We start from the raw sequence: 24,853 nt of genomic DNA, 5'->3' as shown, positions 1-24,853 counted from the left end.
TATCTATTTAATCATTTGTTGTTTTAATTTACTTTTATCTACCTTTCCAACGCTTGTTAATGGCCATTGATCAACATACTGTACTTCATCCGGTAACTTAAAAGAAGCAAGTCCTCTTTCTACCAAATAATTCCTTATATCTCTAAGTGTAAGAACGGTACTCCCCTTCAAAATAAATACACCTATTTTTTCTCCGAGAGTCTCATCGGGTATGCCAACAATTTGCACTTCTCTAATATTCTTATTTGTAAGCAAAATATTTTCCAACTCAGAAGGAACTATTTTTTCTCCAGCACGATTTATCATCTCCAACACACGACCAACAATTTTATAATTGTCTCCATATAACTTAGCGGCTCTATCTCCTGTTCTTAAAAAACATTCTTCTGTAAACTGAGTATCATTTAGTTTTGATGAATCATAATATTCCAAAATAGTATATGGTCCCCTAACTATTAGCTCTCCAAAATCTCCATCAGGAACCTCTTTCCCGTTTTCATCAACAATACGAGCTTCGTCAAACTCACTTAACTTCTTCCCTTGAGTATGTAATCTGTCATAATCATCGTCCAAAACCCTAGAGCAAGTAATCAACGACTCACTCATGCCATACAATTGCAATAATTTACAATTAAATTCTTCCTGAATCTTTTTTGCTAAGTTAGAATCAAGAACAGATCCACCTATCTGTATATACTTCAAACTGCTGATATCAGCATCATCATTTTTAAGATATTCTATACACATATTAGCTAAAGTAGGTACCAATGCCATAATGCTAACTTCCTGTTCCTCAATCAAAGGTATTATTTCATCAGGACTGGATACTCTACAAGTAACTACCTTACCACCTTTTGACAATGTCCCAATCATTCCCGGACAACAAAGTGCAAATTTATGGCTCATAGGTAAAGCTGCCAAATACACTGTATCTTCATTCATATCTGTTACATTTGCCAGTTCTTTTGCTAAATATATAAATTCACAATGCCTATTAGGTATTAGTTTCGGAAAGCCGGTTGTACCTCCTGACAATAAAAATATAGCTGTTTCCTTATACTCTAATTCTTCAACAAATTTATTTTTTCTATTTTGTCTTAAGGTACATAACTTCTCATATTTCTCTGTTTCGCCAATCAAATAAACTTGTAAATCTTCTTTCGTATCTTCTATAATATTAGACACCATATCTTCATATGAAAATCCTAAGTACCTGTTAATTCCAATATATGCTTTTGCATTTGTTTTATTTAAAATTCCCTTAACTTCTGAATATCTATGACCCATCAAGATAATTACAGGAATCACTCCTATACTCATCATTGCAAATAAAATTATAATAAATTCTTTGCTATTAGGAAGTTGAAATAATACTTTATCTCCCTTACAGAATCCTTGATTTAAAAGTCCATTAGCATAACAATCCACTTCATCTTTAAGTTGTCTATATGTCAATTCTTCATTTTCATCTACAACTGCTACTCTATCGGCGTATGTATTTGACCACATTTTCAAATGTTCGCCAACAGTTAGATGCTCCCAAACATCTTTATCATAAAAGTTGATTAATTGTCTCTTAATCTCTAAATTCATAATATTTGCCCTACCTTTTTAATAGCATAACGCAAAAACAAATTTTTCTTTTTCAAAAATCAAAATCTCCTTTTGAATATTATTTTCTTTATCTATAACTTTCATTACATTATTATTTTTATTAATAACATCGACTGTTTCCAAATTTTGAATTAAACCGACTCCTTTATATTTTAAATAAGCTTCTTTAGAAACCCAATATTTGTAAAAGTCTTTCAAACCTAATATTTTTTCATTGTTAATAAAAAAATTATTCTTAATTTCACTATAATCTATATTTCTTTCTATATTTTCAATATCAACTCCTATATCATTTCTTGAGAAGGCTACTATTGAAAATCCTGTGGTATGTGATATATTAAAATGTAAATTCAAATGATTTCTAATATATGGTTTATTATATTTACCGTAACGCCATCTAATCTCTTCGCATTTTAGTTTCTCAATTTTAGAAAATAGCAAGTTTACTATTGCTTTTGTTACAGCATAATTAATTCTGTCACTTTCTTTTCTATACTTCCACATAATTTCAATTTGATCTTTACTTAAATATGGAATACATTCACTTATAATTCCGTAACTATTTGTCTCTACAGCAACTACTGCTATACAATCATCATGTATAAATTGAACTACCTCATTAATGTCAAATTTTGTTAGTTCTGTAATTTTAATTATTTTTAACGTTTTCATTAATATAGCTTTTTATTTCCCTTATAACCATATCAGTAGATGTATTTACAAACATATGCTTGCCATCTATATATTTATAGACGAATTCTTTTGTTGTATAATCTTGCCATTTTTTAAGTTCTTCTAATTTCATTTCTTGATCTTTATCTCCCATAAGGCCAAGTATGGGACTTTCTAATTTTTCATGTTTTGTATCTTGATAGTCTTCGTCTATTACAAAATCTGCTCTAAGTGTCGGTAAAAAAATTGAAATCAATTCTTTATTATCTAATATCTCTTTCGGGGTTCCCTCATATCTTCTTAGCCCTTCTATAAAACCTTCGTCATCAAGGTAATAGATTGGGTTTGGTTCTTTATACACTGGAGCACGTCCACCTGAAATTATTATTCCTCTTGGATTTTCATATCTTGAATTTTTGATCTTTAAGGCTATTTCATAAACTATTTTTGTTCCCATACTATGTCCAAATAAATAGTAAGGTTTTCCAAAATCAAAATTTTCTTCCATATCATTGAATAATGTTTCAACTAAAATATTAATATCACTTATAGCTTTTTCAGAAAATCTATTTTCTCTTCCTGGATATTGAGCAACAAATATCCTTACATCTTCAAATTCATATTTCCAATTTCTAAATGCAGATACTCCACCTCCTGCAAACGGAAATATAACAAGACTAGCTTTAATATTGTTTTCGTCTAATTCTTTATTTAGCATTTCAAAATTTTTTGACATAAATTCACCTTTTAATATATTTTTTGTTAGCAATAGCTAACTTTTATTCATTATATACCATTTGATAACATTTATCAATGAGTTTTTGAACTTTTTTGTAAAATAATTAAAAAAAATAGCATAAAAAACTTATTTAAAAGTTATCTATGCTATTAATTATAAGGTTTCATTAAAATGTTTTTTTAATTTTTTAAACGTTTCATCTGATATAACGTGTTCTATAAGACAAGCTTCACTTTCTGCTTGTTTAGGATTAACTCCAAGTTTAATGAATACGCTAGTAAGATACATATGTTTTTTATACATCTTTTCACAAAATTTTTTTGATTCTTCTGTTAAACGAATTATTTTATCATCTCCATAAGTTATCCTGCCTTTATTGTCAAGTTTTTTTAGCATTCTTGTAACCGTCGGTCTTTTGTAATCCAAATAGTTAGCAATGTCTATATTTCTAACCTCTTCATTTTCCAAAGATAAAATATATATGGCTTCTAAATAATTTTCTTCAGCAAATTCCCTGTGTAAAATAAATTACTCCCCCTCTTAAATTGTTATTAACTAATAATTTAATCAAATATCTTTAAATATGATAATTTAAAATATTTTTTAATATCATACATATTATTATAGTTGTAAAAGTATCTATTTCAAAGTAATTTTTTTAATTTTTTAAAATTTAAGTTATCATAAAATAGTGTATTATAGCAAAAATAGTAAAAATAGCAAGCACAGTAAGTGCATATGCACTTACTAAAAATGGAATAAGAATACTACGATTATATCGCTTATTTTTTCCATTTTACTTGTTGGGGAATATCCCCAAACCCCTAAATTTATAATGATTAAATTCAGCAACAAACTCTTATAATAGCTTCAACGTAAACTTGAATATTATCTCAAAAAGTGATAAAATATGAATAATAAAAATTTAAATCAGGAGATTTCCAAACGAAATATATAGAATAAATTAAACCTGTAAGTCAAGTTATCCTACTTGAATTTGCAGGTTTTTCTTTTTTATTTCCATTAATAAATTTATTAGGAAGAGGAACTTCAAGGAAGTTTACTACGAGCTCTATCTATATAATTATTATCACATAATAAAGAGGGATTGAGAACAAAATGTATTATTTATTATTACAACTACAATATACGAGGAGGTTAAATTATGACAAGTAGATTTAGAAATAACGGAATCTATTTAATGTTATCTGATGAGGAGTTAGAATTGCTAGATGAAAAATATAAAGCATCTAAGTGTAAAACTCTTAGGCAATTTATTATGAAATGTATTTTAGAAAAAGATATTTATGTATTAGATATGGATGTCTTTCGTGAAATGTCAACAAATATAAGTCGTACTTCAAATAATATAAATCAAATTGCTAAAAGGATAAATACTACATCAATTATATATAAAGATGATGTAGAAGATTTAAAAAGCTTATTAGAAAATCAGGCAAAAGATATTTTCTCTATACGTAAAAAAATATACTCTCTTACTAATTCTAATAGCATAAATACCGAGAAAAAATAATGGCAATTACTAAAATTCATCCTATAAAATCCACTTTAAAAGCAGCGCTTGATTATATTATGAATAGTGATAAAACAGATGAAAAAATTCTAATTTCCTCCCTAAACTGTAACCCTATAACTGCTCATTTAGAATTTGAACAAACAAAAATAGAATGTAATTCTAAAGCAAAAATTTTGGCAAGACATTTAATTCAATCTTTTTTCCCTGGAGAAACTACTGCTGAAGAGGCTCATAAAATAGGCATAGAACTATGCGATAAAATCTTAAAAGGAAAATATGAATATGTTCTTACTACCCATATAGATAAGGGTCATATTCACAACCATATACTATTTAATAATGTTTCTTTTGAAACTGGTAAAGCATATCAAAGTAACAAAAAAACTTACCACCAAATTAGAAATCATAGTGATGATTTATGTAGAAAATATAAGCTCTCTGTTATAGATGAAGATTATGTAAAATTTAAAGAAAAGTATAAAACCAATGGTAAATCCTACAAAGAATATATTGAATTTAATAAAGGAAAATCTTGGAAACATAAACTTCAAATTTCTATTGATCATGCTATTAATAAAGCAAATAGCTATGAGAATTTCTTAAAGCTTATGGAAGAATATGGCTATGAAATTAAACTTGGAAAATATCTTTCTTTCAGACATAAAAAACAAGGAGAAAAGGGGCGATTCATTCGTGCGAAGGAAACTACTCTTGGAAAAGATTATACAAAAGAGAAAATAAAAGAAAGAATTGAAAATAAGGCAAATGAAAATTACAAAAATAGTGAAGTATATTATGCTAAGAAATCTTATAAGAAATTTGATAATATAATAGACATAGAAAATAATGAAAATGTTAAATCTTCTAAAGGTTATGAAATATGGGCTAGAAAACATAATATGAATACTATGGCGAAGACCTTAAATCAGCTTAGAAAATACGGTCTATCATCTAGTATGGATTTGGAAACTAAACTCCAAGAAGAGGCTGTTAATAGGCAAGAAATCTTAAATAAGATTAAAGATGTTGAAAAAGTTATGAGTGAAATTTACACAGTTATTGAAGACATTAACACTATAAAAATAAATAAGGTTATTTATAAAACCTATAAAGAAAACACAAATGATAAAGATTTTTATAGTGAATATAAGCCTCAAATTATCGCATATGAAAAAGCAATAAATACTTTAGAAAAGTGTCAATATAAAAATCTAAGTATAAAAGAGTTGTCAAAATTATATGATGAATACAAAAATAAAAAAGATATTCTTATGGATGACTACGCCAACGAGAATATATTGATAAATGAATTGACCCAATTAAGAAAGAATACTGATAAGTATATTTATAATGAATTGTATAAGTAAGGATCTGGTGTATCAGATTCTCCAGTAGTTTGAAAAGTTTTGTTTAGGGGAGACTGTATAAAATTTTGTGTATCAGCCCTCCTGATAGGATGTGGCTGATATTTTTTCAATATAACCCATCATTTTACCTTAAAGACAACCAATAAAAAAAAATACAGGAGGCAGACTAAAACCTGCCCCCTATAATCTTTTACCTTTCTATGCTATTATCCTTTTTCTTCTTTTCATCCACTTTCATATTCCCTTTAGTCTTAAATTCCTTTAATTTCCCTATTGTTGATGCTTTTGCTTTAGTATGCTCTTTAGCTTTTAATAACTTTGCAGAGTATACTTTTAGACTTGTGTATTCCTTATTATCCTTTCCCATACTTTTCTTTTCTTTGCCAAATAGGTGTACAAAATCTCCTTTTTTCAAATTTTTTACTTGATTGATTTTATCATTATAGGCGTAGCAGCTGATGAATTTTGCATTTCCTTCCTTGTCATTTTCAGCAATAGAAAAGGAGGCTACTTTAAAGTCCCTCCCATCTTTTGATTTTAAATCTTTAATTTCTATATCAGTTGCTATATTTCCATCTATATTTAATGTATCCTTCTCTTTATTATCTATATCTTTCATCTCTTTATCTCCTTGTTCTTGATTAACTTCTAAGTTTTCTTTTAACTCTTCTTCGTCTATATATTCAATAAACTTTTCATCAATAAGACCCATAACTGAATCGTTCATATAATTATCATAGGCATTATTAAGAACATTTTCATTTTCCACTCCTGTTTCAAGAGATATAATACCTTTTACAAATTCTTTATGATTATATTCCGCTAAAAAATCTATTGTATTTTTCATGCTTTCAAAATTTGTATTTTCCATATTTGCTATTGTTTTTATATCACTTGCGTATCTAACAGAATCCCATTCATACTTTCCACTTTCTTTGTTAAACTCTACTCCTGTGGCTAAAATAAATTGCTTCCCGTCAAATAAGGTAGCTTGATTATCTTTCACATCCAATACCATAGTGTCTCCAAATTCAGTTTCAATTACATTTCCCTTTTTTATATTCATTGCTGTTCCTCCTTTTATTTTTTTATCCATCTCATCTGTGAAATCTTTTATTTCTTCTTCCTTCTCATCACTAATAATAAATTGTTTTATTTCTTCAACTGTTGGATCATCGATTGTAGTCTGAATAAATTCAACTAATTTATCTTCTGAAGTGGCAAAATTTTTAATTCCATATTCAACTATATTGTTAATTATTCTCTGAGTAGCACCATCAAAAGAAAAATTTTCTCGAATAAATTCATTAAAGCTATATCTATCAAATTCCATATTCTTTTTCCTCTAATAATATCATTTAAAGTTTTATCTGCCACATGGTTCACTATTATTTATTTCTTTTATATTATTATTTACTGCTAAATTCTCCCTATATCCCTTTAATTTATCCATAATAGATGTTTTTTCTTTCATTTCAAAATCTCCTATTTCCTGCACTTTACTATCTCTAAAATCAGCATCATTTCTATCTATTATTCCGTCTAAATCCATATCTTTAGATAATGGATCATAGAAGTTGCCATCATCATCTATCTCAAGTCCCATTACTTCTCTCAGTTTTTCTTCATTTACTGATACAAGCTCACTAAAATCCCAAAATCCAATAGATGTCTTTATCTGTACTAGCTCTTTTAAATCACTTGCATCTAAGGGATCATAGGTGTATTGAAAGCTGTCAATTAGGTTCTTATCTACATAGGTGTTCATCTTGTAATTTATCAAATCTAAACTGATTTGTATCTCATGTTTTTCATCTGGTGTAGTTGTATAAGCTATTCCTATATCTGTTAAGTCAGGAAATATAGTATCAAAGTCCTCTAACCTGTTTTCTTCATCATATTCTCTGTTAAGGAAGTCTATCAATTCTTCCTTTACTTCTTCTAGTAATGGATTATCTTGGCTTATATCTTCACTTTTTCCCATATCTAGTAAATTATTTACTTCTGCAAGTCTTAGTGTCTTATCCTTTAAAAGTTCAGCTTGTGGAAATGTCTTTTGTATTTCAATTTTGGCTGTTTGAAATTGCTCTTCTGTATCTTTTAGTTTTGAAATTGTATTTTCTAATCTTTCTGGTAATTTATCTAATACATTATCCATTCTTGTGATATTACCTATTTCATCTGTTCCAAACTCTCCTCTATATTCTCCCTTACCTTTTAATATAAAGTTATATTTATTGAAAAAAGAATCATATTTTATGGATAAATCAAAATTTCTATATTCACCTATTTTTTCTCCATCTTTATCCATTTCCCTATATATTTTAACTCCCTTAATTTTGTTCAACAAAAACTCTCCAGCTATTTTTTTATCTATATACTTCTTTCCGTCAATAATTAGAGAGGTAAATTTATTATCTTCTTTTAAATTTTTATCTACTTCTCTATAAGGCTCAACATTTTTAATATCTTCCTTTAAGTTCTCTATCCTTTCTTTTAATCTTTCTATTTCCTTTGGATAAAATTTAACTACTTTATCTTCCAGCTTGTAAAGATTTGATTTAAAATTGGACTCTAGCATTTTAAGTTTAGAAACTTCAACATCAAGGTCCATCTTCTCCTTTATTAATGGATTTCCTGTTGCAAGAGCTTTGATTTCGGCATAGTTTAATGTGGCTTCGTCTACATCTTCTGCAACTCTTACAGGTGTCTTTGAAGTCATAATTTGAGAAATATATTTTTGTTTATTCTCTAAGGTTTGGAAAAGATAGGCATCAAAAGTATTTTCTGTTACATATCTAAATATATGGACTTCCTTATTCTCATTTCCCTGCCTCACAATCCTTCCTGCCCTTTGAGAAAGATCAGCCGGTCTCCATGGTATATCAAGATCGTGGATTGCAATTAGTTTGTCTTGAGCATTAGTACCTGCTCCCATTTTCTGTGTTGAACCAAGTAAGACTCTTATTTCTCCCTTTCTTACCTTATCAAAGATAGCATCTTTTTCCATATTGTTTTTTGCCTTATGAATAAATTCTATTTCATTTTCAGGCACTCCCATATCTATAAGTTTTGTTTTAATATCATCATAGATATTAAAATCACTACTTGGGGTAGACATATCACAAAATATTAATTGAGCAGATTTTTTATCTTTATATTTATCCCAAATGCTAAATACATTTTTTATACAGGTATTTACCTTACTATTAGGATCATCAGGAAGTAAAGGATTGATTAATCTTTGATCTAATGCCATCTTCTTCCCATCATTTGTTATTAATAGCATATTATCAACACTTGAATCTACCTGCTTATCACGAACCTTATCTGCTCTCTCGGAAAAAGTTTCAAGAATTTCTTTTTGCTCTTCGGTAGGCTTTGTTTTTATAGTTTCATAATGGGCAATTGGTGTAGGAAGATTTAAAACATCAGCTGTTTTAATATCCATAAATCCTTTTACAGTATTCATAAGTTCAGGAAGATTATAAAATTTTGCAAATCTGGTTTTGCTCCTATAACCATTACCCTCAGGATTTAATTCTATTGCCGTTATTGTTTCTCCAAAAGTAGACGCCCAAGAATCAAAATGTTGCAATTTCATCTTTTTTAATTCATCATACTGTAAATATCTCTGCATGGTATAAAGTTCAGCCATACTGTTGCTTACTGGTGTACCTGTGGCAAATACCAATCCTTTATTATTGGTTATTTCATCCATATAGCGGCATTTCATAAGCATATCTGATGATTTTTGTGAATCTGTAGAAGTAATTCCTGCTACATTCCTCATTTTAGAAAATAGATAGAGGTTTTTGTAGGCATGGGCTTCATCTACAAATAACTTATCTACTCCCAGTTCCTCAAAGGTTACAACGTCATCTTTCTTATAATCAGCATTTAGTTTTTCTAACTTTGTCTCTAATTTTTTCTTTGTTTTTTCTAATTGCTTTACAGTAAATCTTTGATCCCTTTCTCTTTTGTATTCATCTATATAGTCAATGATCTCATCAATTTGACCTTGCAATTCATATTCTTGTCTTTCTTTTGATATAGGAATTTTTTCAAATTGACTATGTCCTATAATAACAGCATCAAAACTTCCTGTAGCAATACGACTGCAAAATCTTTTTCGTCTATCTGGTGTGAAGTCTTTTTCTGTGGCACATAATACATTAGCTCCTGGATAAAGTTCATTAAATTCTCTTCCAAATTGCTCTACGATGTGGTTAGGAACAACAAACATTGACTTATTACTCATTCCAAGTCTTTTTGACTCCATGGCTATACCTATCATTTCAAAGGTTTTTCCTGCTCCTACTTCATGGGCAAGTAAAGTATTTCCACCAAACAAACCTCTTGCTATGGCATCTTTTTGATGTGCTCTTAATTCTATTTCAGGATTCATTCCTTCAAAAGTAAGATTAGATCCATCATATTCCCTTTGTCTTATGGAATTGAATCTTTCGTTATAATCTTCTACTAATCTATTTCTTCTTTCCACATCATCAAATATCCAGCTTTTAAATTCTTCTTTTATCATCTCTTGCTTACTTCTTGCAAGCATTGTTTCTTTTTGATTAAGCACAGATTTTTTCTTTCCATCACTGTCTTTTACTTGGTCAAATACCTTAGTATCTCTTAAATTTAAAGTATCTTCTATCAATTTGTAGGCATTTACCCTATTTGTACCATAGGTAAAAGAAGCAAGGTCATTGTCCCTATCAGAGCTTTTTCCTTCAACTCTATATTCTCCTGTAAAGTCAGAATACTTAATATCTATATTCCACCTTGATGAAACTGGTGTTTTTAACAAATCAAACATAAATTTTTTGTAATCTTGTTCCGGTATCCATGTTGCACCCATTCTAACTGTAATCTCACTTGCATCTAGTGCTTTAGGCATTACTTCCACTAGCTTTGCTTTTTGAAAATGTAACTCTTCTAATTCTTTTTTTAAGAGTTTACTATCCTCTAGATTTTCTTCCTTTCCTAACTCTTTTTCGATGTTTTTAATATAAGAGTCTACAACTTCAATTTTATCTCTTATATTTCCTGACAAGTATTCATCAGCACTTACGTAAGGTCTTGAAAAATCTCCTAGATCCTTAGCAGACTTAAATGGATTTATATCATTAGGTTCAAAGGAATCTAAATTTAAAAATATTTCTCCCTTTAATTCTTCTATTAATTTATCTCTTGTTTTTCCTGTCAATTCTTCCATATAATCAAAATTTATTTTACCTTTTTGACTAATAGAGAGTACCAGAGCATCTATTGCCCTATCTGTATGATCTATTATTACAGCTTTTTTTATAGTTCTCTTGTTAAAGATATCAGATTTTCCTATAAAGTTGCCTTCTTTATCTAATTTCTCCAAAGTTGAAATTAAAGAAAAATTGGCATCTTCTCTAAATAACTTTTTATTGGTTTTTGAATTTAGTCTTCCATGTTTGCTATTGAAATCATCGTAGAATTTATTGAGACTTTCTTGTTCTTTTTTTATCTCTTCATCTGAATAGTCTTCTTTTTGATAGGTTATAACTTTCCTTAGACTTTCATTTAATCTTAAATATTCTTTTACCTTATCTTTATCCTTTTCGTTTAAGGATATTTTTTGCATAATTGAATTTTCTCTAAAATATATTTCATCATCCACTAAAGCAAAAGAATAGTTTTTAACACTATCATCAGCTGGTATTGTTTCTTCTCCTAAATCATCATTTATTTGAGCTTCTTCATACCTACCTTGAATATTTTTAATGGCTTTTTTTATTCCTTCTTCTAAAGAAATATCTTTATTTTCAATACATGCAAGGCTTGTCCCAAATCTTGACGGTATTTCTTCCATAGTCCCTATTACCATCTGAGGATTATCTACAAAGTATTTATTATATATTAGTCCTTTTGCATCTTTGTCTAGCTTTATCCACTCTTCATCTATCTTTAATAGCCTATCTCTCTTTTTTAAAAAGATTATATCTGAAGTTACTTCTGTTCCAGCTACCCCTTTAAATGTAGTATTTGGTAGTCTTATTGCTCCTAAGAACTCTGCTCTTTCCGATATATATCTTCTAATATCTTCACTTTTTTTATCCATTGTTCCTGAAGATGTTATAAAAGCAATTATGCCTCCATCCCTAACCTTATCTAAAGTTTTAGCAAAAAAATAATCGTGAATTAGAAAGTTATTTCTTTCATACTCACGATCTGCTACTTTAAATTCTCCAAAAGGAATATTTCCTATGGCCACATCAAATAGGTTATTAGAAAAATTGGTTTCTTCAAATCCTTTTATTTGTATATTGGCATTAGGGTAAAGTTCTTTGGCAATTTGTCCACTAATGCTATCTAATTCAACTCCATAAAAGTTTGACTCTTTCATTTCTTCAGGTAGATTCCCTATAAATCTCCCTGTCCCAGCACTTGGTTCTAATATATTTCCTTTTTCAAATCCAAGATTAGAAAGACTTTCATAGATAGCGTCTATAACTACTTTCGGCGTATAAAAAGCTGTTAAGGTTGATTCTCTTGCCCTATTATATTCTTCCCCAGTTAGATTTTCTTTTAAAAAGTTTCTTGCATCAAGCCATTGACCTTCCTTTTCTTCATCAAATATATCAGAAAGTCCTCCCCAGCCGATATATTTTGCCAAAATTTCCTGTTCATCTTTTCTTGCACTTCTATTTTCTTTTTCTAAAGCCTTTAAAACATTTATAGCTTCAATGTTGTTTTTTAATCTCTGTGAAGGTGGTAGGTTTTCTTCTTCATTAATAATTTTATAGTTTTCTAAAGAAACTTCAGAAACCCCTTCTATATTTTCTCTATCAGTCCTTATTAAATTATTATTTTCTTTCCATTCCTTATATTCTTCTAACTTCTTATCAATAGTTTCTTTTCTATGAGTGGTTAATTTCAATGAATTACCATCTCCGTCAATTTTGTCGATTCCTTTGAGGTAAGAAAAAGGTAGAGTAAATTCCCTATAATTTTTTGGATTAGACGAACTATATACTAAAAATTCTTCCTTTTCATTATCAACTCTTACTATAAACTGATCAGCAACAAGAGAAGATTTATTATTTATTACATCAAGGCTTTTATGTAAAAGCCTTGAATTGTCTTTTTTAACTTTTTCTTCGTTATTATTGTCAATATCTTCAAAGCTAATTTGTTCTACTAATTCCTCTTTATCGATAGATTGTTTTTTACTTAATATATCTTTTTCACTAGATTTATATTCTTCTAAATCTTCCTTTCTTACAAAAATATTAGAAACAGGTCTTTCTCTACTATATATTACTTCAGTAATACCACTCTTATCTATTGTACTTAAAGCTAATCTACCCATTCCAGCTTCATTAAATTCATTTTCTTTAATTAAATATTCCTTATTTCTAAATTGAACTGGTAATCCTAAAAGACTATAATCTTCTATTTCTAACGGAATTAATTCCTCTTTTTTTATAACTTCCAAATCAAGATCTTTGTAGTCATTAAAAAGAATTATTTCGCTTCCGGTAATAAAACCATTCATTAATCCAGTATTATCCTCTAATTCTATAGTTTTAGGACTTGTAGTATCGTTAATGTTAGCTATAATGTATTCTTTTCCTTTGAATCTAACACTCATACCTTCTTTAAATGGATTTTCTTCTTGCCTTGTTCTATCATTTTCTATTTGCTGATTTAAATATCCATTTAAAAGCACTTCTCTATGTTTGTCATCAAGTAAATAAGGTAAGTTACTTAATATGTCCTTATAACTTTTATATTTTATAGCTTGATTAGAATTTAAAATATATCCATTGTATCGTAAATTTTGTCTTAGAGTTTTTTCTTTTATATCTAAGATTAGCTCTACATCAAAGCCTTCTTTTCCATCGATTGTCTCCTTAATACTATCTGGGATTTTTAATAGTCCTTCTTCTATTTTCTTTGATAGTAGTAAGTATTCTTCATTTTGAGGATCAAAATAGTATTCCCTTTTTTCTTTGATATCCTTATCTATTAACTTGGAAAGAACTTCTTTTTTATCTCTTATTTCTTCAATTTTTGATTTTTCTTCTTGCGATAAATTTATATTAAAAGTAATTTTATTTTCTTCATTTATATGTGCTAAATTTTGATATGCACCACTGATTTCAAGATTTTTATTAAAAACATATATATCATTATAATAATCTGGAAATTGTTGATTAAAGCTTTGAACATCTATATCATAGCCTTCCTCAAATTTTGTAACTTTATCATCAGTAATTTCAAATAAACCTTCCCTTTCCAATTCTAATACATCATTTAAATTTGTAAGGTTTGATTCTTTCATCTTGGCAGTAATTTCATCAAACAAACTGTCTATTTTTCTGCTATCTTCAAAAGATTTCCCTTTATATAAAGTATAGATCTTTCCTTGTGAGTTTTCCTTTCTTGGATAAACTCTAATTCCTGTTTCTTCTAGTTCTATATCCTTTGTTTTCTCTTTATCTACTAAAGCATAATAATATCCTACTTTTACTGCTATTTTATCTTCTACAATCTCTTTTGTTAATTTTTCTTCTACTTCATTTCTTAATACTTCTAAAGCTTTTAAATCGCTTTCTTTAAAGGAATGTGAAAATAGTTTTAAGTCCTTATCAAAATAAGCATCATATGAATAATATGTTATTTGATTATGGTTATTATCATATCCACTGGAAATATTTTTTATTTTTAAATATTTATTATCCTCTGTTCTAACTATATCTCCCACTTTTATAGAGAGGATTTCCTTATCATCTTCTATATTGTTTTCAAGTGAATTATTTAAATATTCTCTATATCTATGTTCTATTCTAATGCCTAATTCTTTAACCTTAACTATTGACTTCATATCATCTGGAAGATTTCCCTGCTTATCGGCAACTTCTCTCATGATTTTTGCATATTCTCTTTGGAATACAGAGTTAAAACTTGCTAAGGTATTATTTCCTAAGTTTTCTCTTGCCTTTATAATTTCATTTTCTAAAACTTTATCCTTAACTAATACATCAAAAATTCTATCTTCAATTTCATTTATTGAAATTATTTTTTCATCTATCTTATTTTCTTCTATAGTTTGATTAAGTTCTATCTGACTTTTTCCTATTTGTTCATAAAGAAATTCAAAGTCTCTTTGGTTAAGCTCGTTTCCATCACCTATGTCTATCTTATAGTGATCAACTATTTTCCCATCTACTATATGGTTAAAATAGAATTTGGAATACCCCTCCCACTTATCAGTCATCTGCCCATATTCATCTTCTCCTAAGGTCTTATTATGAAGTCTTATTTTTTCATCTATTTCCCTTATTTCATCTAATAGTTCTTTAGTCAGCCTTTGTCCTGCATAATCTTTTTCTATTAGACTTGAATCCTCATTAAACTCAATTATCCAATAATCATCTTTTATATGGCTATCTAAATCAAAATCTATATTCTCTTTATTTTTATTAGTATAAAATTCCTTAAATTCTTCAAAACCATTTACTATATCATCATCTATAACTTCTTTGTTAGAATTAACTACAATATTTGGAATATCATCATATCGACTTTGACTTTCTAAAAGGTAATATTCTCTTCCTTCTATTTCTTCCTTTTCTTTAATATAAAAAGTGTCATGTATTCCCTCAAGAATAATTCCATCGTCTAACTGGTCTAATGGTATATCTAATTGTTTTTCAAAGGCTATGGAATATATATCTTCTTTTAAAAAGTTTGGTATAAATTCATCATAAATGATAAGTTTTCCATCATCACCTATACTTGCTACAGACTGTCCTTGATAATAATATATAGAACCATTATTTGTTCTTTCTATATATACATCATTATCAGTTGGAGGCAAATCATCTTGATAATTTATATACTCCTGGCTTTCTTTTTCTGTTTTATTTATTTCCTGATCTGTTTTTTTCTCCCTATTTTCTTCAAAACTTTCTTCATCTATATATCTATTCTTTTTAATAAGGTCATTAATTCTTATTGCAACATTAGACCAAGATAGTAGTATTTCTTTTGCATTACCTTTATTATATTTTATTCCCTTCGCATCGTGCCACTCACCACTTTCTCTTGCAGCAGATAGTGCATGAGAACTTCCACCTACGCCATATTCATTTTTCAAGAAGTCTGCTTGTTCTTTCAAATCATGCTTTTTAGTAAAAAATTCATATATTCTTTTCTTTCCATCAGAAAACCCGCTTCCTCTTTTTAGGCTTTCATCTATTTCATCTTGTGTTATAAAACTCTGAATAGGTGCAATATCCTTTAAATTTGACCTATATAATTTTCTTTCTATTTCTAGATCATTGATATCATTGTAGATTCTAGATAATTTATAATGATGAAATCTTAAAATATCAGGATTAATCTTATATTCTTCTAAAAATACCTCGTATTCTTTTCTAAGTTTATTTATAAAATTTTTATCTTCAAGTTTTTTCCCGAGATTTTCTTTTTCATCTGGGAAGCCTCTTCCTTTTATATCATTAAGACTCGATAGATATCTATCCTTAGTTTCATCAGTAAGATCTCTCTTTAAATACAATAATTTTTCTGCTATTTTTTCTCTTTCATATGTGGCACTTTCTATAACCTCCACATTGCTAGCAAATTCTCCTCTATCTAATAAATTATTAATATTATTAGCTAAATCTTTCCAAGAAACTATTTGCCCTTCTCTATATCTTGCCTCATCTCCATCTTTAAAAATTGCTCCTTCCTTTCCAAACCATGCAGATATCTTTCTTCCTTCAATTTCAAGACCATTGGCTCCCTTATATATTTCTTTCAAAAAGTTTGCCTGTTCTTCTAAAGATTTACCCTTAGAAAATTCTGCTATTACTGCTAATCTTCCATCTTCATGATTTCCTCCATGTATTAAAAATGTATCTATTTCTCTTTGACTTATTGGATTTGAGAAGGATATTTGCTCTCCCTGATTTTTAGCAGAAAAAAAGGAAGTAGACTCTACTTCCTCATTTTTTAGATTAGGATTATCTCCCTTTCCCCTATTTCTTGTAGGGTCATATCCATGTTCTTCTTCAATCTCAGATATTTCAGATAGTCTTCTTCTTTCAGTTCTTCTGTCAGACCCCAAGTTTCCATCATTTTGACTTCTTCCCTCGTGATAAAGTCCTCTATCTCTTTTTCCTTTGATAGAAGATGATCCATCAATGTCCCTTGCAAATACATTATCTGATAATCCTCTTCTTTGTTCTCCTTGAGAAAGTTCAATCTCATCCTTCCCCATCTGTTGAGTTTCTTTAAATCTATTTCCTTGGGAATTGCCATATTGGGTACTAGGACTTCCATTCCTTCCTCCAATTCTTCCATCTTGTATGCCCCTCCCTGTCTCTCGAAGGAATTCTCCTTGACGATTGGTGTGTAAATCCCCTCCTCCATGAGGTATTCCTTGCCTGCCAATGTTAATTTCTCTTTCATCTTCCAAGCCTCCTTTAAAATTTATTTCACCGTTTATATCAGAACTTAATTTATTATAACGCTCCTTAAGCTCTTTTGTCTGCTCCAAATCTTTTCTTTCTTGAATTTTCTCTAAAATTTCTAATCTTTTTATTTCACTTCCCAAATCAAGTAAGATATTTTTACTTATATTAGCACTTATACTTAATACTTTGTCTATGTCCGAACTTGATATTTTAGACAGTAAAGATAAGTTTTCTTCTTTTAGCTGATATGAGACCTCCATTCTCTCGCTTATGGAAATTTTTACGGATTCTTTTAACAAATTAAAAAGGTCTACCTTTTGAATGCTTTTTAAACTTTCATCAGATAGACTTTCTAAAATTTTATTGAATTTTCCTCTAACATTACTTTCTACTAAGGCATCAATTTTATCTTCTTGGCTTAATAGAAGCTTACTATCTTTTTCTTTAAACTTATCTATCAGGTCATCTAGTAAGTTTAAATGCTTTTTGCTATCATATTTCCATAACTTTACCTCAGAAATATTATGATTAATACTTACTGTTTGCCTTATGTCGAAGATATATTTTATCCTTCCACTATCTATATCTAAAAGTGGTATTCCTTTTTCGCCTCTTTTAACGCTTCTACCTATACTTTTCCAATAATCAAATTCTGCACAGGCTGTTGCTTTTGGATCCATATTGTATATAGATATTTGATGTATATATGGATACTTATAGTTATTGCCTGATACCTTTAAATATTCCTCATATTTTTTTATATCTTTCTTAAATTCTTCTTTTGCAAGATAGATTGTTCTGCTTAAATCTACTATATCATATCTTGGCATTTTATCCCTCCTCATTATAGTGATAAAAATGAACTAAATTTTTATATATTTATTTATTAAACTTTATTTCTTTCTATTTTTTAAATTTCTGTAAGCAAAAGATAACTTTAACATGTCATTTACTCTATCTTTTTATTGCAATAAAAAACGATTGGAATTTTTTACTTTTCTAATCGCTTTAACTGCCTTTATTCTATTGCTTCCAATCCAACATTGCTTTTTCTAACTTTGAAAAATTTCAATTTGCTCTTCTTATAATTCCTGTTTTCTTTTGCTTTTTGTATATTTTTTCTACCTTTATCAAGACCTTTGTTTTTATTTTTAAACAAAAAGCGTATTCTTTTTGAAATAAGTCTTTATATCTAATATCCTCAAGTTCGTTAAAATCAATTCTTTCATAACAATCAGTCGGTACAGGAATCATTTTCTTAATATCCAATATAGATAATATGTGCATTTTTTCTCTATCAGAATAATATTTGTAAATATCTCCATCTATAGTAATACTATTATCGATCACTTCATAAATCAAAAAATGCTCATCAGAAACATTCTTGCATTTTTTATGTTTTTCCTTTGCAGAAGAAATTGGAATAAAATAATTATAATTTTCTATACCAACAAATGGTTTTATACTGTTTCTATACGATGGATTATAATAAACTTCTGAATCTACTTTATTTAGCCATTCAAGGTAATCGGAATTTACAGTATAAAATCCATATTTAATAACTTCTAGCATTGTTTTATCCTAAAAAAACAGAGAGGTTTTATCCTCTCTGTTTTCTTTAATGCTTCACCTTTGGGATATAGGTAGTGAGACACCTTCTTTAATGTTCCACCTTTAACGGTAGCGGGACACCATCTTTATCCGATAAGAGTATAACGTATATTTATAGTTATGTCAAATCAGTAAATTTCCTAATTGCTACTCTTTTATCACTTATATTATACCCTATTTCTTTCATAAATCACTCCTTTCTTCATTCCTATAACCGTATTCAATTTTTTATAATCAATTTACTTATAATATTTATCTATAGTATTTTCTATTTCTTCTTCAATTTCTTTTAAAAAATTCTCTTTATTTTCCTTACCCTTTGCTATATCACTTAATCTCATTTCCCATTTTGCTGTTGTCTTTGGAGATTTAAACTCATCTATAACTATAGTAACTAGGTTTAATCCCTTCCTAGTTGATATTAGGTTTTTCTTTTCTCTTTTTATATAACCTTTGTATATCAAATTTTCTATTATTCCCGCTCTTGTAGCAGGAGTACCAAGTCCTTTTCTTTCAACTTCGACATCCTTAACTAATTCATCATTTCCAGCTATTTCCATAGCTTTTAAGAGTGTGTCTTCAGTGAAGTGTTTAGGTGGATTTGTATACTTCTCTTTTATATCTTTATTTTCAATATATAAAAAATCTCCTATTTTTACATCAGGAAGTTGTATATCTTCTTTCTTCTTTGATTTATATTCTTCTAAATATTTTGTAAATCCTTCTTCAGCAATTATTTTATAAGTGTTTATAAATTCAAACCCGTCAAATTCAGCCACTATCTTTGTTGTATTTTCTACAAGAGGATATCCAAAACTTGCATAGAGTTTATTTGTTATAAGTCTATATACTTTGGCTTCACTTTCCGGGAGATTTGAAATATCCTTATTTAATGAACTTATCGTTGGAATTATTGCATGATGATCTGTAACTTTTTCAGAATTAAAAACTACCTTAATTCTTTCTGTGTCAAAATCATTTTTTCCTATAATATTATTTACAGTGCTTTCTATCATGTCTACTGTCAAATATCTTGAATCTGTTCGTGGATAGGTAATATACTTCTTTTCATACAGGCTTTGGGCATAATCTAGGGTTTGTTTTGCACTGTATCCAAAATACTTATTGCATTCTCTTTGAAGTGTTGTTAGGTCAAAGGGCAGATTAGGCTTTGTAATCTTTTCTTTTTTAATTAAATCAGTTATTTCAATTTTTTCTTCGATTAAATTTTTAAGCTGCTCTGCCACTATCTTGTCATCAATTCTATCTGTCGACAGTGTAAATCCATTCATGGAAATCTCCACTGTATAATATTTTTCTTTTTTAAAACTATTTATCTCATCATCTCTATTCACAATCATTGATAAAGTTGGTGTTTGTACTCTGCCTACACTATAATTTTCATTATATAGACAGGAGTAAAGTCTACTTATGTTCATTCCAACAAGCCAATCAGCTATGGCACGAGCCTTAGCTGAATCAAAAAGATTATCATAGTTACTTCCATCTTTTAAGTTGCTAAATCCTTCTTTTATGGAAGAGTCTTCCATTGAGGAAATCCAAAGACGTTTCATTTTCTTCTTACAATTTGCCATCATATATACAAGTCTAAAGATAGCTTCTCCTTCTCTACCAGCATCACAAGCATTAATAATGGTGTCAACTTCATTACTATTCATTAGTCTTTTAAGAATATTAAACTGTTTTTTAGTTGTCTTCGTTACCTCATACTTGTATTCTTTTGGGATAATAGGTAAATCTTCAATTCTCCACTTCTTATATCTTTCATCATACACATCAGGATTTGCCATTTGTACTAAATGCCCAACACACCATGAAACAATGTATCCATTCCCCTCATAATATCCATTATTTCTATTTTTTGCTCCTATAACTTTTGCTATTGATGCTGCAACACTTGGTTTTTCTGCGATTACTAATTTCATTTTTCCTCCTTTAGTTTTTTAATAAAAAAATGAGAGATTAAATTTTCAATCCCTCATCTTTTTTATAGCTCTACCGATTTTTTATTTTTTCTATAATATTTATTCCATTATCTATTACATCTTCAAACTTTATGTCTCTAGCATAAAGATTTTTCTTCGAATAAGAATTCCATCTGTCTAAAAAAGCTTGATCCGTTTTTAACATTCTCATTAAACTGATGATTTTATCTATATCAAATTCCGTTTTTCTATAATCAAAAGTTCTAATACATGCTTCTTTTAATATCTTGGTATCAATTTCTTTATCTTTTAATTTATAAATTATATAAAGATCATAGTAATCCTTACTTCTACTATTTAAAAACCCCCTAGAGTATATTGTTTGAATTTTTTCTGCCACAATTGTTTCAATAGGATAGGCTTTAATTAAAATATCTTCTTGCCCAAAAGCACTTATATATTTATAATCTATGGGATGTGGTGTGATAACATCACCTGTTGCAATATCAAGAGGTACAATTTGTCTTATATTCTCCATCCTACAAAGTATACTTACACGAAACCCTCCATACTGGTCATCTTCCTTGATTGTACTTATTCCATGTACTTTATAGGATATATCATCTGAATGACTTGCTTCTAGTAATTCTTGTATTATTTTTAATACATTTTCTTCTGATAAATGCATATTTCTTAAAAGAAGATCTATATCTACTGTACTTCTTGAATCTATGCCTACTACATTAGATAAAAGAAAACCTCCTTTAAAAATAAATTTTTCATGATACTTACTCTGTGCTAATTTTTTTAATATGCTTTCCAAAAAATAATATAACATTACTGAATTAAATGGGAGTCCTGATTCTTTGCTTATATTATGACAAATGGCGGTTAACTTTGTTTTATTCATATACCACCTCCATAACTTCCCTTACTTTATCTTCTATTCCCATTTTTCTTGCTATTTCATATAGAGAATGTATATCCTTATCCTTATATTTAAAATAGGAACGAATGAGTTTTATATAAACTTCAGTATCCATTTTTTCTTTGTTGGAAATAAAATCACAAAGTATTCTTTCGTAGGAGTAAACATTCACAATGTTTCCAAACATTGTCTTTTTCTGTATAATTCCTAGATTATAAATAGATTTTTTTACATAATTGATATTAAGTGTATTTTGCTTCTCATTAAATTTATATCCATTGTATACTGTAACATCTATTCTCCATGGAATTTTGTCCGTTACCCCAAGTAGAAACAAAGCTGTCTCATAGGAAAATATCGCCTTTCTATACTGATATTGGAAAAAATAGTACTCATCGAAGTCACCATCTTCAATAATATATATTCCTTTTTGAACTCTAAACAATTTTCCTTCTTTTGCTAGTCTACTTAAGTATACTGTAGGTATGTTATTTTCTCTGCAATAAGCAGATGTTATAATGCCACCTGATTTTTTTAGATGTATTTCAATTTGCTTTCTATAATTCATTATATTCATCTCCTTGTTGTATTTACACTTATATTATATACTTTTGCGAGTGTGTATGCAACAAAGCTTTAAATTCCTATCCCAATTTATTTCAAAATTTATCAAGAAATTTCATATCATCGAATTCTTAATTATACAATCAATCATTTCTACTTAGCTTCCCTTTTATATGTTAAGTTTGGGTGTTGTTTTGTTCGTCGTTTTTTTATTAAAGTTCTAGAATTCTAATTGTACTTTTCTATCGTATGTTTATAAATTTACACGATAATTGAGTTTATTGTTGTTCTTAATCTACCGCTTAAATCATTGAGAAGATTAAAATTCATCTTCATCTGGAATAATTTCTGTATCTTCCTTATCTTCAAGATCATAATCCTCCCCTTCAGATTCATAATCATCTTCTAATTCATTATAATCTTGCTCATCTTCAAAACTTGCTTCTTCATTTTTTTTATAGATTTTGAAGTAATATCCTGCACCCATTACACCAACAATAATTAAACCCATAAATAAATAAAGTCCTATCCCTGATTTCTTTTCTTCTTTCTCCTCTTTCTTCGGTTTTTCCTCCACCGGTTCTTCTTTTTTCACTACTTCTTCTTTTGGCTTTACTTCACTTTCTCCTTCAATCATATTTAGTAGATCTTGTTCTCCAACTTCTGTTAATAATTGTACATTTTCTTGATTTTCCGAATGATCTACAATGAGGTGCATAGTTTTTCCACTCTTTGTTTGAAAGGTTAAAAATTGTCTGACATCTATTGGATTTTCCTTTTTTTCATCTCTTGATGTTTGATCTTCTACTTTCGGTGTAATATCCTGTCCATTTTTATCTACATTTTCTATAACTGTTCCTCTTGCCTTATTTTCTTTTGTGGCTAATGGATTAATTGCTTTAGTATTGCCACCTTTAACAAGCTTAGATGGCTTTTCTTTTTTATCTACTTGCTCATTTTTTATGTTATTTTCTTGTATTTTCGGCACTTCCTGATAAGGAATTTTTTGACTCTCATTGGATGGTTTATATACATCTTCATCAAATAAGCTTTCTAATTCTTTACTTTTTTCTGGCAAATAAATATCATTTGACTGATTTTTTATTTCATTTTCATTGCTCTTAGCTATGGATATGCTTGGCATACTGAATAGTAAAAGGAGTAGCACTAAGGCTACCCCTAATCTTTTTTTCTTCATAGTTATCTCCTTTTCTTACTTTATATTCTTAAAGACATAAACTGCCTTTCTGCTATTATCCCATTCTATACTTTGATCTTTTTCATCTCTTATATCCCCACAGCTTGCATTAAAAGCTTTAGCTATATTGGAAATAGATGCGTGAATTCTTCCATTTATAATTACAGGTTTAGTGTCAGAATGATAAATGTTTCCTTGACTATCTTTCATAACACCAGTATCTATATTTAATCTTAGAGTTTTTTTAGGTAAGGCTGTATTTTCTTTATTTGAAAAGATAGCCTCTCTCTTACTATCATCATATTCTACATTAAACCCAAGAGTATAGGCTGCATATCTAACAGGTAGCATAATGCGATTATCCTTAATATATGCTTTTACATCCATATACACAGTAGTTTTCTTTCCATCTTTTATAATGTTATAAAAGTTTTTGTCTACTTGAAAAACTGCAAATTCTTTTTCATCTTTAACTTGTTTTTTGTCCTGTTGTTCCTCTTGCTCTCTCATCTTGTTAAGATCAAATTGATTTAGGATATTCTTGTCATCAGCTTTCAAAAGTTCATCCCACTTCTTATCTTGAGATTTCTTATCTTCTTTATTCTCTTTGTTTTCTTTTTGAAGTTTTAGAAGTTCATCTAATTTTTTAGATAAGTCTTGATTTATATTTTTATCTTTTTCATCTTTAGCTTGCTTTTCAAGTTCTTCTTTCGCTTTTTTATTTGCTTCCTCGATTAACTTCTTTGCTTCTTCAATTTTCTTATCTAATTCTTCTTTTAGCTTTTTAATTTCTTCTTCAGAAGCTTTTTGTTTTTCTTCTAGTTCTTTAATTTTCTCTTCTAATTCTTTTTTTGTATTTTCAGAAGTTTCTTTTAAACTATCAATAGTCTTTTGAAGCTCTTCAATTTTTTTACAGCATTCTGACTTAGAATTTTCTGTCTCTTTCTTTTTAGACTCTAGGTCTTTTATCTTAGTATCTTTTTCATCAAGAGCTTTTTCCAAACCCTTAATTTTATTATCTTTATCCTCAATTTCTTTAGTCTTCTTTGCTAGTTCCACTTCTAAAGACTCAAGCTTTTCTTGCATTTCTTTGATTTTATTTTCGTTTTTATCGGTCTTTTCTTTCTCAGCCTCTAACTCCCATTTTGTAGATGAATAATCTTCTTTTAGTTTTGCATTTTCATCTTGTAATCTTTTTAATTCATCTTT

General features: G+C 28.6%; 14 protein-coding genes. 2 read left to right on the top strand and 12 right to left on the bottom strand.

Annotation, left to right across the window (positions count from 1 at the left end; all coding sequences use genetic code 11):
* Positions 1-3: 3 nt before the first annotated feature.
* From GKG01_RS00075 to GKG01_RS00060, 4 genes are all read right to left on the bottom strand, one after another.
* The gene (locus tag GKG01_RS00075; protein WP_022620596.1) at positions 4-1,593 is read right to left on the bottom strand and encodes an AMP-binding protein; all 1,590 of its coding nucleotides are present in this window, start codon (positions 1,591-1,593) and stop codon (positions 4-6) included.
* Positions 1,594-1,611: 18 nt separating this feature from the next.
* Positions 1,612-2,286 carry a 4'-phosphopantetheinyl transferase superfamily protein gene (locus GKG01_RS00070; protein WP_036764335.1) on the bottom strand — a complete coding sequence of 225 codons (675 nt, stop codon included), beginning with the start codon at positions 2,284-2,286 and terminating at the stop codon, positions 1,612-1,614.
* Complete coding sequence (locus GKG01_RS00065) at positions 2,264-3,022, bottom strand: thioesterase domain-containing protein (RefSeq protein WP_036764333.1); 759 nt, start codon at positions 3,020-3,022, stop codon at positions 2,264-2,266. Before GKG01_RS00065 ends, GKG01_RS00070 begins: the two co-directional genes overlap by 23 nt.
* Positions 3,023-3,178: 156 nt before the next feature.
* Positions 3,179-3,550: a metal-dependent transcriptional regulator gene (locus GKG01_RS00060; RefSeq protein WP_084572474.1), complete on the bottom strand. Its 372-nt coding sequence runs from the start codon at positions 3,548-3,550 to the stop codon at positions 3,179-3,181.
* Positions 3,551-4,190: 640 nt separating this feature from the next.
* Between GKG01_RS00060 and mobC the strand changes: the two genes are divergently transcribed.
* Together mobC and GKG01_RS00045 are read left to right on the top strand one after the other, a co-directional pair.
* Entirely contained in the window at positions 4,191-4,559 is a 369-nt protein-coding gene (gene mobC, locus GKG01_RS00050; RefSeq protein ID WP_154254025.1) for a plasmid mobilization relaxosome protein MobC, read from the top strand.
* Positions 4,559-5,929 (top strand): relaxase/mobilization nuclease domain-containing protein, encoded by a 1,371-nt coding sequence (locus GKG01_RS00045; protein ID WP_154254027.1) that lies wholly within the window; start codon positions 4,559-4,561, stop codon positions 5,927-5,929. Before mobC ends, GKG01_RS00045 begins: the two co-directional genes overlap by 1 nt.
* 190 nt (positions 5,930-6,119) lie before the next feature.
* Here the strand turns inward: GKG01_RS00045 and GKG01_RS00040 are convergent, their stop codons facing one another.
* The 8 genes from GKG01_RS00040 to GKG01_RS09135 form a co-directional block, all read right to left on the bottom strand.
* Positions 6,120-7,262 carry a single-stranded DNA-binding protein gene (locus GKG01_RS00040; protein WP_154254029.1) on the bottom strand — a complete coding sequence of 381 codons (1,143 nt, stop codon included), beginning with the start codon at positions 7,260-7,262 and terminating at the stop codon, positions 6,120-6,122.
* Positions 7,263-7,295: 33 nt separating this feature from the next.
* Positions 7,296-18,227, bottom strand: a complete 10,932-nt coding sequence (locus GKG01_RS00035) for a helicase-related protein (RefSeq protein ID WP_172975112.1) — start codon at positions 18,225-18,227, stop codon at positions 7,296-7,298.
* A gap of 238 nt (positions 18,228-18,465) precedes the next feature.
* Positions 18,466-18,969, bottom strand: a complete 504-nt coding sequence (locus tag GKG01_RS00030) for a type III toxin-antitoxin system ToxN/AbiQ family toxin (RefSeq protein ID WP_154254031.1) — start codon at positions 18,967-18,969, stop codon at positions 18,466-18,468.
* Positions 18,970-19,247: 278 nt separating this feature from the next.
* The gene (locus GKG01_RS00025; RefSeq protein WP_154254032.1) at positions 19,248-20,954 is read right to left on the bottom strand and encodes a DNA topoisomerase 3; all 1,707 of its coding nucleotides are present in this window, start codon (positions 20,952-20,954) and stop codon (positions 19,248-19,250) included.
* Positions 20,955-21,024: 70 nt separating this feature from the next.
* Positions 21,025-21,864: a nucleotidyl transferase AbiEii/AbiGii toxin family protein gene (locus tag GKG01_RS00020; RefSeq protein WP_154254033.1), complete on the bottom strand. Its 840-nt coding sequence runs from the start codon at positions 21,862-21,864 to the stop codon at positions 21,025-21,027.
* Positions 21,857-22,450, bottom strand: a complete 594-nt coding sequence (locus tag GKG01_RS00015) for a type IV toxin-antitoxin system AbiEi family antitoxin domain-containing protein (RefSeq protein ID WP_154254034.1) — start codon at positions 22,448-22,450, stop codon at positions 21,857-21,859. The genes GKG01_RS00020 and GKG01_RS00015 overlap by 8 nt, the downstream gene beginning before the upstream one ends.
* Positions 22,451-22,765: 315 nt before the next feature.
* The gene (locus tag GKG01_RS00010) at positions 22,766-23,644 is read right to left on the bottom strand and encodes a CD1107 family mobile element protein (protein WP_154254035.1); all 879 of its coding nucleotides are present in this window, start codon (positions 23,642-23,644) and stop codon (positions 22,766-22,768) included.
* 15 nt (positions 23,645-23,659) lie between these two features.
* Positions 23,660-24,853: copper amine oxidase N-terminal domain-containing protein (locus tag GKG01_RS09135; protein ID WP_241684761.1), on the bottom strand; the 1,194-nt coding region annotated here is incomplete at its 5' end.

Origin of the sequence: Finegoldia sp. BIOML-A4, from assembly GCF_009679635.1 — a bacterium.
GTDB classification, from domain to species: domain Bacteria; phylum Bacillota; class Clostridia; order Tissierellales; family Peptoniphilaceae; genus Finegoldia; species Finegoldia magna.
The sequence above is the reverse complement of the archived record's forward strand: the minus strand, read 5'-3'. Positions and strand labels throughout refer to the sequence as shown.